General features: G+C 71.9%; 10 protein-coding genes. 3 read left to right on the plus strand and 7 right to left on the minus strand.

Annotated elements, in window-relative coordinates; all coding sequences use genetic code 11:
- Positions 1–127: 127 nt before the first annotated feature.
- Together OG310_RS19175 and OG310_RS19180 are read right to left on the minus strand one after the other, a co-directional pair.
- The gene (locus tag OG310_RS19175; RefSeq protein WP_329457105.1) at positions 128–2233 is read right to left on the minus strand and encodes a hypothetical protein; all 2106 of its coding nucleotides are present in this window, start codon (positions 2231–2233) and stop codon (positions 128–130) included.
- A 372-nt stretch (positions 2234–2605) separates the two neighbouring features.
- A complete protein-coding gene (locus tag OG310_RS19180) occupies positions 2606–3754 on the minus strand; it encodes a hypothetical protein (RefSeq protein ID WP_329457106.1) in 1149 nt (382 codons plus the stop codon).
- Between the two features lie 649 nt (positions 3755–4403).
- Here OG310_RS19180 and OG310_RS19185 point away from each other — a divergent pair.
- Positions 4404–4970: a LemA family protein gene (locus OG310_RS19185; RefSeq protein WP_329457107.1), complete on the plus strand. Its 567-nt coding sequence runs from the start codon at positions 4404–4406 to the stop codon at positions 4968–4970.
- On the plus strand, positions 4967–6541 hold the full coding sequence (locus tag OG310_RS19190; RefSeq protein WP_329457108.1) for a DUF2207 family protein: 1575 nt from the start codon (positions 4967–4969) through the stop codon (positions 6539–6541). Before OG310_RS19185 ends, OG310_RS19190 begins: the two co-directional genes overlap by 4 nt.
- 291 nt (positions 6542–6832) lie before the next feature.
- Here OG310_RS19190 and OG310_RS19195 read toward each other — a convergent pair whose 3' ends face one another.
- The 5 genes from OG310_RS19195 to OG310_RS19215 all read right to left on the minus strand — a co-directional run bounded on the left by OG310_RS19195 (position 6833) and on the right by OG310_RS19215 (position 14263).
- Positions 6833–8401: a phospholipase C gene (locus tag OG310_RS19195; RefSeq protein ID WP_329457109.1), complete on the minus strand. Its 1569-nt coding sequence runs from the start codon at positions 8399–8401 to the stop codon at positions 6833–6835.
- Positions 8402–8492: 91 nt separating this feature from the next.
- Positions 8493–11831, minus strand: a complete 3339-nt coding sequence (locus tag OG310_RS19200; protein ID WP_329457110.1) for an NHL domain-containing protein — start codon at positions 11829–11831, stop codon at positions 8493–8495.
- Positions 11832–12468: 637 nt separating this feature from the next.
- A complete protein-coding gene (locus tag OG310_RS19205; protein ID WP_329457111.1) occupies positions 12469–13011 on the minus strand; it encodes a hypothetical protein in 543 nt (180 codons plus the stop codon).
- Positions 13008–13898, minus strand: a complete 891-nt coding sequence (locus OG310_RS19210) for a hypothetical protein (protein WP_329457112.1) — start codon at positions 13896–13898, stop codon at positions 13008–13010. Before OG310_RS19210 ends, OG310_RS19205 begins: the two co-directional genes overlap by 4 nt.
- On the minus strand, positions 13895–14263 hold the full coding sequence (locus OG310_RS19215; protein WP_329457113.1) for a hypothetical protein: 369 nt from the start codon (positions 14261–14263) through the stop codon (positions 13895–13897). Before OG310_RS19215 ends, OG310_RS19210 begins: the two co-directional genes overlap by 4 nt.
- Before the next feature lie 23 nt (positions 14264–14286).
- On the opposite strand from OG310_RS19215, the gene OG310_RS19220 reads away from it, so the two are divergent.
- The gene (locus OG310_RS19220; protein WP_329457114.1) at positions 14287–17163 is read left to right on the plus strand and encodes a CHAT domain-containing protein; all 2877 of its coding nucleotides are present in this window, start codon (positions 14287–14289) and stop codon (positions 17161–17163) included.
- Positions 17164–17206: the final 43 nt, after the last annotated feature.

The raw sequence follows: 17206 nt of genomic DNA on the forward strand, positions 1-17206 counted from the left end.
TGCGGCCGGGAGAACCGGGCGCCGGGCGGGGCGCCCGGGGAGGGCGGGGCGACCGGGGAGGGCGGGGCACACGAGGAGGGCGGGGTGAGCGGCGCGTGCACGTACCGGCTCAGCCTCGGTCCGCGCGTCAGCCTCTGGTCTTGACGCTCCCGAGGGTGGCGACGGCGACCGCGTACCCGCCCAGCGTGAGGACTTCGGCGGCGTTCCGCTCGGCACGGATGCTGCCGCCGCCCGATTGCTGATCCACGATCCTGATGTGCGCTCCGCGCAGTCCTTCGATGTCGACGGAGACGGGAGCGTTCGTCTTGTTGATCATCAGCAGTTTGCGGCGGCCCTTGTCGACGAGAGCGAGGACGTAGGCGCCGTCCGGGGACGACTGGTCCGGGACCTCGATGAGCCGGCAGCCGGGCCGGACCTCGTCGAGGATCAGCTGCAGCACCCGGTAGCGGGCGTTGGGCTCGCCGTTCGTCCAGTCCAGCATCGACACCGAAGGGTACTGACTCGGATAGCCCATGAGCTGGCTCTCTCCGACGATGTCGATGCCCATGAGCGCGAGCCGGGCGAACACGTAGGCGTAGATGCCACCGGAGAAGTTCCAGTACGCGTCCGGGATCGGCGCGGGGTCGGCCTGGGTGGCCGAGCCCGGGAGGATCGTGCCGAGTTCGTCGACGGTCGTGCGGACCGAGGGGGCGAGTGCGGTGCGGATCTCCTCGATCTGCCCGACGGTCGTGATGAATGCGTCCGCCTGTGCGAAACCGTCGGGCCCGTACGCGTCGGCGGTGTCGGCGGAGTTGGGCTGGGCGTAGAAGTGGTAGCTGATGAGGTCCAGGGGAACGCCCGGCTGATGGTTCTTCCGGTCGAGGAAGTATCGGTAGTAGTCCAGGCCGGCCGAGTTGCCGAGCGCCAGCCCGACGAACTTGGTCCGGGGTGACACCTCGCGGATCGCCGTGACGATCGCGTCGTACAGCGTCGTGTAGTCCTGCGGGCTGATCCCGTGCTCGAAGTCGACCTCGTTGAGCACTTCCCAGTAGGGGAGTTGGTAGTGGTGCGGCGATCGGTGGAACGTCCCGTACTCGTCGGTGAATCCGCCGGCGGTGTACCAGGAGACCAGACGCCGGTAGTAGTCGGCGACGACCGAGGGCGGCACCGCGAGTTTCCCGCCCTGGGAGTAGCCGAACGCGGGCTCGTCCGGGTCGGCCGGGTAGGCGACGGGCGCCGCCCATCGCGACAGACCGCCCGAGAAGTCGTCGGCGAACAGTGCCGTACCGGTGGCCGAGGTGACGACAACGTTGTCGAAGGTGGCCGACTCCGAGCCGTTCTCGCGGAAGCCGACCGTCCCCGCCGCGAAGGTGTCGTCGTGGACCGTCAGGACGTCCGTACCGTCCACGGCGACGGTCAGATCCGATCCGGCCACCGTCGTCCGTACCTGATGGGTCCGGCCGTCCTCGACCGCGAAGGGCAGCGCCGTGGGCCGGACGCTGACCGCCTGGCCGTTCTCGAACAGGACGAAGACGATGTATCCGGCCGCCGCCGGCGCGGTGTACGGGTAGTTCGACAGGAGGAGGCCGTAGCCGTTCCCGGCGTCCCGCATCCGCACGAGCCAACCCGCCTGCGCGTACGAGCCCCCGCCCTGCGAACCGGTCGCCAGCGGGGTGACGTCGACGGCGAAGGTGTAGTCCGTCCAGTCCGTTCCATCGGCGGCGAGGCCGTTGTCCCCGCCGACCACGCGCAACGCGCCGTCCTGCACCGTCCACGGAGCGGGCTGCCACATCCACTCCGGGGTCGTACTGAAGTTGAGGATCGTCGACCGGCCGCGCGTGGCCTTCTCGAAATCCTCGACGAGCGGGTCGAGGAGCGAGAAGTCCCAACTCGTCGTGCCGTTGGACGGCGGTTCCAACTCGGCCACGCCGAGCTTCGGATACGGGAACCAGGGGACGAAGCGCACGTAGTCGGTGTCCAGGTTCCGCAGTGCGCGGTAGACGCTGTCGTGGATCGGCGACTCCCGCCGGATCTTGGGGTTCACCACCACTTGAAGTGTCGGCGTCGTCCTGGACACCGTGGCCGGGCCGTGCCAGTCGATCGCTGTTGATGTGTCACTGGCCGCTGCCTGAGCGGTGGTTACGGGCAGCAGGGGCGAGGCCGCGGCGGCGAGGCCCACCGCGCCGACGGATTTCAGCACCACGCGACGGCCGGGTGATGCGGCACCACCGGGCTGGGGGGTCGGACGGTTCATGTCAGCTCCTGTCGGACGTGATCCGGACGTGTGAGCGGGGGCGGCACGGGCGTCGGGCGACCGTCAACTTCACTCTTCGACAGACGAGTCGGAGGTCGGGGCAGGGCGCGCGGGCTCTGGCCGTGAACTCGTCCGCACGGACTGATCTTGGACCGATCAGCCCTGGGGCTCGCACGGCGCAGGGCCCTCCACAAAGGGGGGTTGAAACGTTTCATGTCGACCGGACGCTGTGAGCCTACGCACTGCTCCGCACCAGCGTCCAGGGGGCCGACGCCACCTGGACGCCGGCGCGTTCTCTCCGAACCCCCTGCGGCCGGGGCGCATCCGGAAGCGGCCGAGGCCGGGACCCCCACGTGTCCGCTGCCTGCCGGCTCACCCGGCGGCGCGGAGGTCGTCAACGGGCGGGCAGTCCTTGCAGCGGCCGGGAACAGGGGCGCGAAAGGCGCGCTCGCAGCCGTCGCAGGTCTGGAACGGTTGCACGGTCAGGAGCTCCGGGTACGCGCGCCGCGTGGGCAACGGGGCGACAGGCAGCGGAACTTCCCGCAGCCGGAAGGCGAGGATGCCCACGGGGCGGGTCAGGAAGCGGTCGGGGAGCCGGGTGGTGAGGATGCGGGTGATCTCGGGTGCTTGCACACCGGCCGCCAGCCACTGGGTGACGGCCGGTGCGAGGCGGGCGGCCTCCCGCGCGGAGAGGACGAGTCGGGGATCGGCCCAGCGCAGGGATGCCAGAACACCGACTGCCCGCGGATCGGCGTCGTCGAGTGGTCCCGGCTCCTCCGGCCCGACTGCCCGCGGATCGGTGTCGTCGAGTGGCACCGGCTCCTCCGAGGCTCCTCCCGCGGACGCCGACACCGTCATCTCCCCGGCAACGGAGGGGCCGGGACCGGCCGGATCGGCCGAAGTGGAGGCGTATCGGGCCGAGTCGACCCCGTCCGAAGGACCGGTGGGGGCCGCTTCCGCGTCGCTCGCGGGAGGCGCCGGCGGAGGAGGGGGCGTGGGCCTGGCCTGCGCCGGAACGGGCCGCCTGCGCGGCCGGGGCGGGTTCGGCGGCTCGGGCGGGCCGTCATCGGGGTCAGGACCAGGGTCAGGACCGGGATCGGGGTCAGGATCGGGCTCGGGGTCATGACGGGGGTCGGGACCGGGATCCGGACCGGGATCGGGGTCAGGATCGGCGCCCGGCAGGACGGTGAAGTAGGTCCGCGTGCGGATCTGCCCCCGGGGAAGGCGTTCTCGGCGGCGCTCCAGGTAGCCGTCCGCCTCAAGTTCCCTCAGGGCTCGCGAGATCAGGATCTCGCCCTCGCTGAAGTGCCTGCACAGCGCGGTGATACTCACGGGCGAGCCGTCGGGCAGGGAGCGGATGTACGCCGCGACACCGACCGTGACCGCACTGCCGCGACGCCGCGCGAGGACGTTGGAGATCACGGTGAAGTCGGCTGTGAGCCGGGTACGGACGTGGATCACGCCGGAGGTCGGAGCTCCGGCGTCGGCGCGCAAGCGCGCGTTAGACTGCGGTTCAGCCATCGGGAAGGTTTCGCTTCCTGAGCGGTGAGGCCCTCGTCCGGGATGCCAGTCCCGGCGGGGGCCGTCTCTGTTTGCGGTTGTCGGGGCGAACGTAACCGTCTGTATCGCTCCCCTGCAAGCTGGTCACCCGGACGGGTGATGCGGGCCCGAAGAGGTGCCGCGCGCAGGGAGGGTGGGTGGGTGGGTAGTTCTTGCTCCCCGTACTTGAGGGAGGCCCGTGGCCCACCGGACCCTCGCGGACAAGGACCCGGCGGACCCGCACAACGGAGGGTGACCGGCGCCCGGCCGGCCCGGTGGGGACAGCCGAATCGGCGACCGGCGGCCCCGGGAAGGGGCGGTGACCGGATCCCGGTTGCCCAGGGGACGTCGGCGGCTGACCGGATACCGGATCCCGGTTGCCCAGGGGGCGGCGGCCGACCGGATACCGATGGCCCAGGAGACGGCGGCGGCCGACCGGATACCGATGGCCCAGGAGACGGCGGCGGTTGACCGGATATCGATGGCCCCGGGCCGACGGGTGAGCGCAGACCGGCTGCCCAGGGGCCCGTGGGTGCACGCGTCCGTGCCGTGGCGTCGCTTGACGGCCGGAATAAGATCACGTCGATCGGCCAGGGGGGCGGATCTTTGAGGGTCCTTGGGGGGCGACACCGTGGGTGTCATCGTTGGTGTGGTTGTCGCGGTACTTGTGGTCGCGGGCTGCTGGTGGGTGATCCGGACCTACAACCGCCTGGTCCGGCTGCGGAATCAGACGCAGGCTTCGTGGGCGCAGATCGATGTGCAGTTGAAGCGGCGGCATGAGCTGATACCGAATCTCGTCGAAGGGGCGCGCGGTTACGCCGCCCACGAGCGCGGCACCTTCGAAGCGGTCACCGCCGCCCGCGGAGCGGCCGTGAGCGGCGGGCTCGGTGTCACGGACCGGGCGGCCGCCGAGGACGTGCTCACCGCGACGCTGGGGAAGCTGTTCGCACTCGGGGAGAGCTATCCGGACCTCAAGGCTGATCAGCACTTCAGCACAGTGCAGGCCGAGTTGAGGTCGGCGGAGGACAAGATCGCCTACGCGCGGCAGTTCTACAACAGCGCCGTGCAGAGCTACCACACGGCCCTGGAGGGCTTCCCGGGCAACGTCGTGTCGGGGCTGGGCGGCGCGCATGGGCGCCGGGAGTACTTCGAGGCCGCCGGTGTGGCGCAGGACGCCGTGCAGGTGAGATTCGCGTGACGCTCACCGAACAGCTCTGGTGGGGCGGCGCCGCCCTGATCGTGCTCTGGCTCGTCGCCTTCGGGTGCGCGCTGGTCGCCACCCGCAATGGCGTGGTCGCGCCGGGGCCCGCGACCCAGGAGTTCGGGGACGACCCCGAACCGCCGGCCGTGGTCAGCCTGCTCGGCAATCACTGGCGGGGCGTGGAGCACGCCGCCGCGGCGACCCTGCTGGATCTCGCGGCCCGTGGCCTCGTCGAGCTGCGACAGCCGGGCGACGACCCGGCCCGCAGCACCGTTCACCTCACCGAGGCCGGCCGGGCGGCGCCCGGACTGACGCCGTACGAGCAGCGGGTCCTGGACCGCGTCAGCGCCCGCGCGGGGAACAATGGCGCTCCCATCGGGGCGATCGCCTTCCGTGAGGACAAGCGCGCCGCCTCCTGGAACACGGCGCTGCGCCGGGAGATCATCGCCGAGGCCCGCCTGCGCGGCCTGTCCCGGCACCGGTTCGCACCGTTGCTCGGCAGTGCTCTGCTGATCGGTGCCTTCGTGCCCGGCGCGCTGTTCGCCGTGGCCGTGGTCATGGGGGAGCACGCCGTGCGTGCCGCTCTCTCCGTGGGGGTGGCCCCGGGGGCCGCGCTGGCCTTCCTGCTCGGCAAGGCGCAGGGCGAGCGGGCGACCCCGAAGGGCCTGGAACGCGCCGGACATTGGGCCGGACTGCGGGCCTGGCTCACGGCGCACGAGGACTTCGCCCGGCTGCCGCCCGCATCCGTGACGGTCTGGGACCGCTATCTCGCGTACGGGACCGCGCTCGGCGTCACCACCCTGACCGGCCGGCTCCTCGGCTTCGACTCCGGCGAGAGGCGACGCGTCTGGTCCTCGTACGGAGGGGCCTGGCGCCCGGTGCGGATCCGCTACCCGCGGCTGCGCCCCGGCTTCGGCGCCTCGGCGCCCCGGCTGCTGCAGTGGGCGGCCGCGGCGGGCGTGGTCGCGGCGGGGCTCTGCGCCTTCGCGCTGTTGCGGCAGCCCGACTGGGCGGTCGCGGTCGACGCGCACGGCGGCGGCTCGCTGCGCCGGCCGGGACTGGTGCTGAGTGCCGGTTGGGTGGGCAGCGCGCTGCTGGGCCTCGTGGTGGCCGGCAAGTGCCGCCGCTGGACGGTGTTGGTGGCGTTCCTGGCGATGATGCCCGGTAACTTCGTGAGCGGCCGTCACGGCTGGTTCAGCGATGCGGCGGCCCATGAGGGGCCACTGCCCGGCGAGTTGGCGGCGGTCGCGGTCTTCGGCGCGCTGGCGCTGTACTTCCTCGCACTCGCCTGCCTGGAGCGGCGGGAGCCCGACACGGTCACCGGCGAGGTGCTGCGGATGGAGTCGCGCAAGGGGAAGGAGGCGGCCCGGTTCCTGGCTCTGGACGAGGGGAACACGGACCTGACCACCGCCTGGGCCCTGCCCGCGGCCTCGCAGGGCATCGCTACCGGCGCCCAGGTGCGGCTGAGGGTCTCGCGGGGCACCCGGACCATCCGCTCCGCGGAGCTGGTGAGGGTCGCGATGCCGGAAGGCGACCGAGCGCCTGCCCCCAAGCAGGACGCCTCTTAGTAGGAACGGGGCGCCTCTTCGTAAGAGCGGGGTGCCTCTTCGTAGGTACGGGGTGCCTCTTCGTAAGGAAGGGTGCCTCTTCGTAGGAACGGGCCTCTTCGTAAGGAAGGGTGCCCCCGAGCGCCCGCCGGCCCCGTCGGCTCCCCCGGGTCGAAGCGACCCGGGGGAGCACGACGGAGGCCGGGGGTGCCACATGCCCCTGAGCTCAGCACTCCTGGGCTCGGCCCGGGGGACGGCTCCCGGGGCCCGGTGCTCCTGCGCTCCGTACTCCTGGGCTCAGCGCTCCTGGGCTCAGCGCTCCTGGCCCGGCATGTGCTGGGTGGCCCCCGGTACCTGCGGCATGGGCTGGGTGGCGGCCGCGGCCTGGGCGTTGAGGTTGGCGAGCCGCGTCTCCTCGTCGAACTCCCGGCTGGCCGGGGCCGGCTGGGCGTGGCTCTTGAAGACGCCGGTGAAGTCACCGAAGGTCTGACGGCGCCAGCGCGTGATGGAGTCGAAGGTCACCGCGCCCTTCCCCGAGAGGCCGTCGGCGGCCGTGATCGCCTCGATGAGACGCAGCGGTGAGGTGTGGTCGGAGACCTCGGAGAATATGCGGCCTCCGACGGTCCACGGCGACACCACGAGGCACGGCACCCGGAAGCCGGCGCCGACCGGGAGGCCACCGCCGGGCGTGCCCTTCGGCGAGGCGAGGCTGACGTACTCCTCCGGGAAGCGCTTCCGGTTCGGGACGGGCGGCGCGACGTGGTCGAAGAAGCCGTCGTTCTCGTCATAGTTGATGACGAAGACCGTCGAGTTCCACAGCTCCTCGTTCGCGGCGAGGGCATCGAGCTTGGAGGCGAGGAAGTACGCGCCGGCGGCCGGGGTGTTCGGCGGGTGCTCGTCCGAGGGGTGGGGGCCGTCCGGGAAGAGCCAGGTCACGTCGGCCAGGGTGCCGTTCGCGCAGTCCTCCTCGAACCCGAGGTAGGGAGTGCCGGCCAGGGTCGGACTGTTCGGGTCGCCCGTCCCGCCCGGTGTGCCGTCGCCGAAGAGCGTGGCGTTGAGCATGATCCGGTTGTAGAGCTCCGGCGGGACGAGTCCCGGCTCCTTGAAGTTGGCCCACCAGCTGAAGTAGTTGTAACTGCCCGAGCTGGTGTAGGTCTTCACCGTGTAGCCCGCGTCGAAGAGCACCTCGGCGGCCGACTTCCAGGTCAGTGTGTTGGGCTGCACCGTCTCAAGGATCGGGCCGCCCTGGCTGCCCTGCGGGTCGTTGGTGCCCGACATCCACACCGCCCGGTTCGGGTAGGTGGGGCCCAGCACCGAGCAGTGGTAGTTGTCGAGCAGTGTGAAGTTCTCCGCGAGGGCCCAGTGGAAGGGGATGTCCGCCTTCTTCAGATAGCCCATCGTGTACGAGCCCTTGCCGTCGCCGTCGGAGGCGAGATGGGTCGTCAGCCACCCGTCCATCGCGCCGTTGTTCCAGGCGGCGTGCTGGTCGCGCCAGTCGTGCGACAGCGACGGTACGGCGGCGGCACCGGTGGTGACGGTGTCCATGTGGAAGGGCTCCAGGTAGCCGTCCGGGTTGGCCGGGTCCGGCTGCCGGAAGACCGAGTTGCCGTTCGGCAGCTTGATCGCGGTCTTGTCGGCGAAGCCGCGCGCTCCCGGGAAGGTGCCGAAGTAGTGGTCGAAGGACCGGTTCTCCTGCATGACGTACACGACGTGCTTGATCTGGGAGAGGTCGAATCCGCGCCGGTCGGCCTTGGCCGCGCGGGCCAACTGCGCGGGCAGGACACCGGACATGCCGGCGGCGGCGGCGATCGTGGCCGCCCCGGCGATGAAGCTGCGCCGGGAGGGGCGGTGGCTGCTCAAAGGGGTGCTGTTGTCAGGCATGCGGGGTTCTTTCCTGGTCACGACGGGATCGAGGTCATGGGCGGTGGGCGGTGACCCCTCGGCAGGGGTCACCGCCCACCGGGCCGACGTGTCAGCCGGAGACGCCGAGGATCTCGGCGATGGCGTTGTTGGCGGTATCGGCGACGTACAGCACACCGGTCGAGAGGTCGACCGTGAGGGCGTACGGGGTGTTGAGGTGCGAGGCCGATGGAGCCTGACCGCTTCTCTCGCCGCCCGCGGTGGGCGCCGCGGTGTTGACCACGGTGGTGATCGTGCCCTTCGGGGTGACCTCGCGGACCGCGTTGTTGAGGGTGTCGGCGATGAAGACGTCGCCCGCGCTGTCGACGGCCACGCCCTGCGGGGTGTTGAGCTGGGCCCGTGTGGCGGGGCCGCCGTCGCCGGAGTACCCGCCCCGGCCGTCGTTCTTGCCCTGGTCCTTGGCGTAGTCGCCGGCCACGGTCCTGATGACGCCGGTCCGTGCGTCGACCTCGCGGATGACGCTGTTGGAGGCGTCGGCGATGTAGACGTTGCCGTGCTGGTCGACGGCCACCCCGGTCGGGGAGTTCAGCTTCGCCTTGCGGGCCGCGCCGCCGTCACCGGCGTATCCGGCCTTGCCGCTGCCGGCGAAGGAGGTCATCCTGCCGTCCGGCGTGACCTCCACGACGCGGTTGTCGAAGGTGTCGGCGACGTAGAGGTCACCGTGCCCGTCCACGGCGACCGCCTCGGGATGGTTGAGCGTCGTGCTGGTGGCCTTCTGCTTCTCCTGCCCGGACAGACCCGAACCGGCGGCCGTCGCGCGGCCGGTGCCCGCGACGCGGCGGATGACTCCCTGGGGGGTGATCTCCCGCACGACGTTGTCGCCGCTGTCGGCGATGAAGATGTCGCCCTTGGCGTCCACGGCGGTGCCGGCCGGCTGGTAGAGCGTCGCGTCGGTGGCGGCACCGCCGTCGCCCTGCTCGCCCGATGCCGTGAGCGACCCGGCGATGACCGTGCTCTGTCCGTCGGCCAGCGCCGCGAGAACGTTGTCACCGGAGTTGGAGGCGTAGACGACGCCCTTGCTCGCCGAGACCCCGGCCGGGCGGTACAGGCCGCCCGCGGGCGGCAGCGGCAGGCCCGTGGTCGGGTCGATGCGGACCTCGCCGCCCGCGGAGGCGTCGTACGGCACGGTCTGAAGGATCGGGCCGGTCGGCTTGGTGCTGTCGCCGATGACGAGGCTGATGTCGTCCGCCTCGCCGTTGTTGTCCGCGCCGCTGTTCACAGCGGTGAGCGTGATCCTCAGGACCGCCTTGGCCGCCCCCGCGGGGACGGTGCCGTACCAGGCCTGCGGGGCGAGGCCGGAGACGCTGCCCCGCTGGTTGGCGCTGACGGGGCCGATGCTCGCGCTCGTCAGGGTCTTGCCGTGGGTGTCCTGGAACGTGGCGGTCACGACGGCGTTGTCGTTCTGCGTGGCGTAGCCGCCGAGCAGGCCGGACAGCTTGAAGGAGGTGCCGGCGACGTCACCGAGCGCACCGAGGTCGATCGGCTGGGTCTCCGTGGTCGCGACGCCGGCGACCGCGTTGTCGGGATCGTGGCCGCCCCAGAAGACGCGGCTGCTCGTCCGCACGGGCGGGTAGCTCGCCGGCGTCTGGGCGTACGACTCGGCGACGGCTCGCGGAGCCGGCAGACCGGAGGCGCTGACCCAGCAGTCCGGCACACTGGCCGCGGCATCACCGGGCGCGCCGAACCAGATGTCGGAGGCGTACTCCTCCGCACCCGGATTGGAGACCAGGTTGCGGTCCAGGGCGGGGGCCACCGGGTCGGGGCAGTTCGGGCTGGTGCCATGGGTGCCGGTGGTGAGGTCGTAGCTCTGTCCATGGGCGGACGACGCGGTGGGGTCGACGACGAAGCCCAGGTCGTCGGCGACGCCGTTGCTGTCGCCACCGGTGGAGATCGCCGTCGCGGAGAGCGTGATGACGACCTTGGCCGTGCCGTCCGGCAGAGTGCCGAGGGCCTGGGTGGGCAGCATGCCGCTGTCCGCCGGAGTGCCACCCTCCGCAGCCAGGTAGTCGGCCGCCGCGACGCGCTCTGCCTCGGTGATCGGCCCGATGCGCGAGGTCCCGAGGACGGTGCCGCCGGCGTTCTCGAAGGCCGCGTCGACCTGGGTGAAGTCGCCCTGCGTGGAGTAGCCGCCGAGCTGGCCGGAGAGCTCGAACGTGTGGCCACCACCGGCGTTCAGGGCGCTGACGTCGACGGTCTGGGCAGCCGTGGTCGTGACGCCCTGGACCTGGTTGGTGAAACCCCGGGCCGGTACGAAGCCGGGGTTGCCGGCGGACGTCGCGCTCGAATTGGTGCCGCCGAAGAAGAGCCGGGAGCCCTTCAGGCCCGGGTAGGGGCCCTTCTGCGCCTGCGACTCAACGATGGCGTCCGGAGAGGGCAGATCGCCGTGACTGACCCAGCAGTCCGGCACGGTGACCGTGGCGGACGCCTTCCCGGCGTCGGTGACGCCGCCGCCGCTGCCGTACGGGTAGGCGACGGACGCGAAGTCCTCCGCGCCCGGGTTGGAGAGCAGGTTCTTGCCCGCGCTGAGCGGAGCGGGATCGGGGCACGTGCCGGTCTCGTCGACGTTCTGGGCGGCCGGCGCGACCGCGCTGTCGCCGATGACGAGACTGAGGTTGTCGGCGTTGGCGTCGTTGTTGCCGGCGCCGCCCATGGTGAAGGTCAGGGTGACGACCACCTTGGCCGCGCCGGCGGGGACGGTGCCGTAGCCGCTGCGCGGGATCATGCTGGAGAAGTCGCCGCGATCGACGGCCTTCACCGGGCCCACCGAGGTGACGACATCCTGGCTGTCACCGCCGGTGACGGCATTGCCGTCGGCGTCCTCCCACGCCGCGCTGAGAGTGGTGGCGTCGTCCTGGTCGGCATAGCCGCCCAGGCTCGCGCTGAGCGCGACGTGCTTGCCGGCGACGTCGCCGAGCGAACCGAGGTCGATCGTCTGCGACGCGGTGGTGACGGTGCCGGCGACGGCCTTGTCGTTGGCGCTCTTGCCGCCGTAGAAGTCCTGCGAGCCGGTCTTGCCGGGGTACGAAGCGGCGGCCGCGCTCGCGATCTCGTTCGCCGGGTCGGTGCCGGCGATCGAAGAGGTGACGGCCCAGCAGTCCGGCAGCAGCACACCGTCGGGATCGGGGACCGTGCTGCCCGCGGTCGTGCCCGCGCCGCCCGGCAGCGCACCCCGGGTCGTGGCGTACTCCGCGCCCGGATTCGAGATCAGGTTGGCGTCGAGCCCGAGGGCCGCGAGACCCGTTCCCGAGGAGCAGTACGATGCGCCCGTCAGGTCAAAACTCTGAGGAGCCGTCACCGAAGGCGCGGCGTCCTTCGCGGACGCGTCGATCGACGACACGCCGGCCACCGCGAGCCCGACGACGACGGCACCCGCAGCCAGGCCACGCGGCACCCGGCCACCCCATCGACGTCTTCGCTTCTTGAACATCTCGTCCCACTCCACCCTGCGACCTCCACCCTCCGAATGACCGCGCGTAACGCGCCGAACGACGAACGGCACAGGCGGATCTCGGTCCGCCCGGCCCGGGCGCACGTTCCTTGGACCCGGTGAACGTTGCTCAAACGATTTCCCGGGGGTGCCGGAGAGTTCGAAGAACAGTTGCCGTCAGGTTCGGAAAGGTGAGGTGCAGGGACTCGCTCGGTCTACGTTGAACCGGCTGCTCCTGCGCCGGACGGCCCGGCTGTTTCGCGGCCCGGCGGCTCTGCTGCTCCACGGCCGTGCGGCCCTGCGGCCCTGGGGCTCCGCGGCAGTGCGGCCCTGCGGCACGGGGGCTCCGCGGCAGTGCGGCCCTGCGGCTCGGGGGGCGATCGCGGCCGGCAGGTGGACGAGTGGCGGCCGTACGTGCCAGTTGGGCCCCCGCTCAGCAAAATGCTTGTGCGGTACGGCTGTTCGCCCTGGCTGTATCGGACCGGCACCCCGAAGACGACACTGCGGGAAGCCCGGCCCGCCCCCCGGCTGGCGCCCCCGTGCGGGCGCTCCCCTGCGGGCGCTCCCCTGCGGGCGCTCCCCTGCTCGGCGAGCGTGGCCATCAGCTCGCCGAGTGCACCCGCATCACCCGGACACCGCGCCGCTGAAGTCCCGCGACGGTGTAGTCCCGCCGCTGCCACCTGCCGAGGGCCCCGCCCACGAGTTCCTCCGCCTCCTCGCGCCGCAGGTCCCGGTACCTGAGGTTGACCAGCGGCGGCTGGTAACCGGGCACCACCTCGAAGGAGTGGACCTCGCAGAACCTCTCGCCCAGGGGGTCATGGGCGGCGTAGTAGGTGAGCCAGCGGGCGTGGTCCTCCAGCCGGGTGGGGTGCACGCCTGGGCGGCCCAGCACCAGGTGGGCGACCATGGCGGTGACCTCGGGGCACTTGTTGGTGATCGAGGCGATGGGATCGTTGTCGAGGTCGCCCATGATGACGACCGGCTTCGGCGCGTTCCCGGGCCGGAATACCCGCACGTGATAGTCGGCGTGGCCGTACCAGTGAGGCGACCGGAAGGGCAGCGCGTGCTGGTCGATCACCAGGACTGCTTCGTCGTCGAGGGTCGGTGCGTCGGCGGGCCTGCGGCGGCGGGAGAAGAGGCTCATGTCCGTTTCCTCAGCAGTGTGGTGATCTGCGCGCCGACGTCCTCGGTGAACGTGCCCGCACACTGGATGCCGAGACTCTCCGCCAGCCCTCGGCCGTGCAGGTCGACTGCCGACTCGGCGAGTTCCGCGAACGCCACGCCCGCCGCCCGCGCCCGCCACCAGGCCGTCACGCTGGTGACGACGCCGACCACCGCCGACGGCCACCAGACGGCGCCCACGGCGAGATAGGCGAGGGCCCACGCCACCAGCCGGGTCGCGGCGGCGAGCCGGCCGCGGGCCGCGCCGATCTCGGCGCGCACATCCTCGGGCAGCGACAGCCACAACCGCGGCCAGGCCGAGGTGAGATCGAGCCGGTAGCTCTCCCAGACACGGGTGTCCACCGAGGCGATCCGGTCACCCAGCCAGAACGGGTGGGCCGGCGGTGCCATGCCGATCCGGTTGCGCCGGGCGTTGAACTCACGGGCCCGCGCCGCGGCCGCCGGCGCCTCGGGGGTGCCCTCGGCCCTGGCCGCCTCCAACAGCGCCTGGTCGAACCGCTCCCGCGCGGCGTCCCAGCGGCGGCGGCGCCGGGCAGTGAGCCGTCGCGGCGCGGAGGCGAGCCACAGCCGCTCCACCGCGCCGCCCAGCGCGGTGACTGCCAGCCCCAGGCCGGCCGAGGCGGCCAGGACCCCCACCAGGAGGAGGACCAGCGTGCCGGTGCTCCGCATCGCGGGCTGCGCCGACAGGTGGTTGAGCCGGATCAGCAGCAGGCCGGTGTCGTGCCAGTGCCGGTGCCCCAGCGTCACCCCGGCTGCTGCCACGCTCAGCAGCAGCACGCTGGGGCCGAGCAGCAGGGTGAGCCAGCGTTCGGCCAGTTTGCTGCCCAGGGCCTCCAGGAATGTGGTCACGACCTGAGCCTCGTCACGGCCATCGGCCGCCGGTGGACCAGGCAGTCCACCGGCACCGCGCCCGGTGCCTCGAACCGGGAGCAGCTACCGCCGGGGCAGGCGAGAACCTCCAGGACACGGTGACCGTCGCCGGCACCGGGCAGCTGCTCGTAGGAACGGACCGGGCTCAGGCCCGCGGCGTGCCCCGCCCGCAGCAGCAGCACCTCCAGCTCGTCGAAGTCGTCGATGAGTTCGGCGGGCGAGGCGCCCCCGCGGACCCGGTCGGCGATCGACTCCGCGCGTGCCCGGACCTCGGGCGAGGTCCGCACAGCGTCGGCGTCATCCGCCAAGCGGCTGCAAAGAACGGCGAGTTGGTCAGCGGTCACCTCAGTGAGGATAACCTCGTCCAGTGCCCCCGACACCCTTCGACAGCGAGATCGAGCGGAACCGGCGGCTGGCCGCGCAGGGCTCGGTCAACGCCATGAGCGACCTGGCGACAGGGCTGCGCGACCGCCACCGGTACACGGATGATCCGGCGGACCTGCTGGAGGGCATCGACCAACTGCGCGCCGCCATCGGGTACGTACCCGATCACCCGATCAGGCACTCGTTGCGGGCCACCCTCAGTGGCCTGCTGCTCGACCACTTCCAGTACTTCGGCGACGTGTCGGCGCTGCACGAGGCGATCGCCGGATGCGACGAGGTCATTCCGCTGCTGGACGGGCACAACGGGCAGGTGGCCGCCACGCTGCGCGGGGAGGCGCTGATCCTGCTGGCCGAACACACCCGCGACCCGGTGCACGTCACCGAGGCGGTCGAGTCGGCGTCACAGCTCCCGCGGGTGCCGGCCGTGCTGTTCGTGCTGGGCCGGGCCCTGTCCCTGCGTTACGGGCTGACCGGTGACCGCACCGCACTGGACGAGGCAGCCCGCGTCCTTGAGGAGAGCGTTCGGGCGTCGTCCGCCGACGATCCGAGCCGTCTGCTGCGGCTCAACCAGTTGGGCGACGTGTTGCAGCGCTCCGCGGAACACACAGGTGACGAGTCGGTGCGGCAGAGCGCCATCCGGTATCTGCGAGCCGCGGTGGACGGCGCCCCGAGCACGTCGGGCTCGGTGCTGGGCTTCAAGGTCGACCTCGCGGCGGCGCTGCGGGACCGCGGCCGGCACACCGGTGACCTGGCGGCGGCGCGGGAAGGGGTGAGCCTGCTGCATGAGGTGCTCGCGGCCACCCCGCCCGACACCCGCTCGTGGGGCAACCGGTGTGAGAACTACCTGATCGCCGTGCAGGGACTGGTCGAGCGGACCGGCGACATCGAACTGCTGGACCAGGCACTGGAGATGGGCCGGGCCGCCCGTGGCCGGGGCAGCAACGACGCCACGATCCCGCTGCTGCTGGGGCTGCTGCACCACGACCGGTTCGTGCGCACCCGGCTCGGGTCCGACCTGGCGCGGGCAGTCACCGCGCTCAGCGAGGTCGTCGAGGCGGTGCCGTACGGCGAGGACGACCATGTGTCGGCGCTCGGCAACCTCGGCCGGGTCTGGTTCTCCGCGTACCGGATCACCGGTGATCCGGAGGCACTGCGCCGGTCCGTGACGGCACTGGGCAGCACCGTCCGGGCGAGTGCCCCCGACAGTCCGAAGCGCGGCGCGGCCGAGATCAACTACGGTGACGCCCTGTACGCCCAGTACGAGACGAACCAGGACCCCGGCGTCCTCACAGCGGCCGGGCACGCCTTCCGGGCAGCGGCCCTCCATGAGGGATTGCAGCCGATCGTGCGGATCAAGGCCGCACGCTCATGGGCGGGCACCGAAGCGTCGGCTGGGCAGTGGCGCCGGGCGCGGGACGCCTACGCCTACGCGGTCGGCCTGCTGCCTCGTGCGGCGCCGCGACGACTTGCCCGCCTCGACCAGCAGCGGGCGCTGGAAGAACTCGACGGTCTCGCCGCCGACGCAGCCGCCGGCGCGATCATGGCGAACGACCCGGAGACGGCCGTACGGCTGCTGGAACTGGGCCGTGGCGTGCTCGGCGGACAGGTGCTGCAGAGCCGAAGCGACCTGTCCCGGCTGTCCGCCGTCGCACCGGAACTCGCTGAACAACTGGCGTACACCCTCGAACGGCTGACCCCGTCGGGGTATCTCCTGGGAGCGGCGGCGGACGAGCGGCACGACCTGGACATCCGGCTGGAGCGGCTGCTCGACGAGGCCCGCGGGCTGCCCGGGTTCGCGGACTTCTTCGCCCCGCCGACGCCGGCCGACCTGACGGCGTCCGCTGCGGGCGGGCCGGTTGTGCTCATCAACGTGAGCGGGTTCCGCAGCGACGCGCTGATCGTCGAGCCGTCCGGCATCACGGTGGTCGAACTGGCGGGCGTGACACCGGACTCGGTGGCAGGCCTGGCCGACGCGTTCAGCGCCGCGCTGCACGCGGCGACCCGCCCGGGAACAGGCGAGACCGAGGCCCAGGCCACGGTCATGGAGGTACTCGGCTGGTTGTGGGACTTCGTCACCGGGCCGGTCCTGGAACGGCTCGGGTACACCACCGCTCCGTCCGGCGTCTGGCCACGGGTCTGGTGGTCGCCGGTGGGACAGCTCGCGTTGCTCCCCCTCCACGCGGCAGGACGCCCCCCGGAGGGTCCGACGGTCCTCGATCGGGTGGTATCCGCCTACACCCCGACCCTGCGGGCGTTGCGGCACGCCCGGGGCCGGTACGCCCGGGCGCGCGAGGATCTGGTGATCGTGGCCATCGGGGACGCACCCGGCGCGAAGACACTGCGCGGTACAGAACGGGAGGCGGGCGGGATCGCCGCCCTCACGCCGGCCACCCGGCTCGTCGGCCGACAGGCGACGGTCGACGCGGTCCGTACCGCGCTCGCGTCCCACGCGTCGGTGCACTTCGCGTGCCACGCGGCCAGCGATCCCGACGACCCCTCCGCAGGACATCTCCAGCTGTACGACGGACCGTTGTCCGTACTCGACGTCTCCGCCCTGGATCTCTCCGGGGTCCGGCTCGCCGTGCTGTCGGCGTGCGAGACGTCGCTCGGCACGCGCCGGATCCCGGACGAGGGCCTGCACTTGCTGTCGGCCTTCCAGCTCGCCGGCTACCCGCAGGTGGTCGGCACGCTGTGGCAGGTCAACGACCACGTGGCCCGGCTGGTCGCCGTGGACCTGCACCAGTGGATCGCCGCAGGTGAGGACGTTGCGACGGCGCTGCACCATGCCGTGCGCCGCTGCAGGGAGCGTTTCCCGAGCACCCCGACGCTGTGGGCCGCACACCTGTATTCCGGCCAATGACGGCCACGCGGCCGTCAAAAGTATAGGCACGGGCGCGGCAGTG

Source organism: Streptomyces sp. NBC_01497, assembly GCF_036250695.1.
Taxonomy (GTDB): Bacteria; Actinomycetota; Actinomycetes; order Streptomycetales; family Streptomycetaceae; genus Streptomyces.

Bases quoted from the DNA above. Each gene is read 5' to 3' on its own strand.
- OG310_RS19175 (WP_329457105.1), bottom strand. From the start codon at position 2,233: ATGAACCGTCCGACCCCCCAGCCCGGTGGTGCCGCATCACCCGGCCGT.
- OG310_RS19180 (WP_329457106.1), bottom strand. From the start codon at position 3,754: ATGGCTGAACCGCAGTCTAACGCGCGCTTGCGCGCCGACGCCGGAGCT.
- OG310_RS19195 (WP_329457109.1), bottom strand. From the start codon at position 8,401: ATGCCTGACAACAGCACCCCTTTGAGCAGCCACCGCCCCTCCCGGCGC.
- OG310_RS19205 (WP_329457111.1), bottom strand. From the start codon at position 13,011: ATGAGCCTCTTCTCCCGCCGCCGCAGGCCCGCCGACGCACCGACCCTC.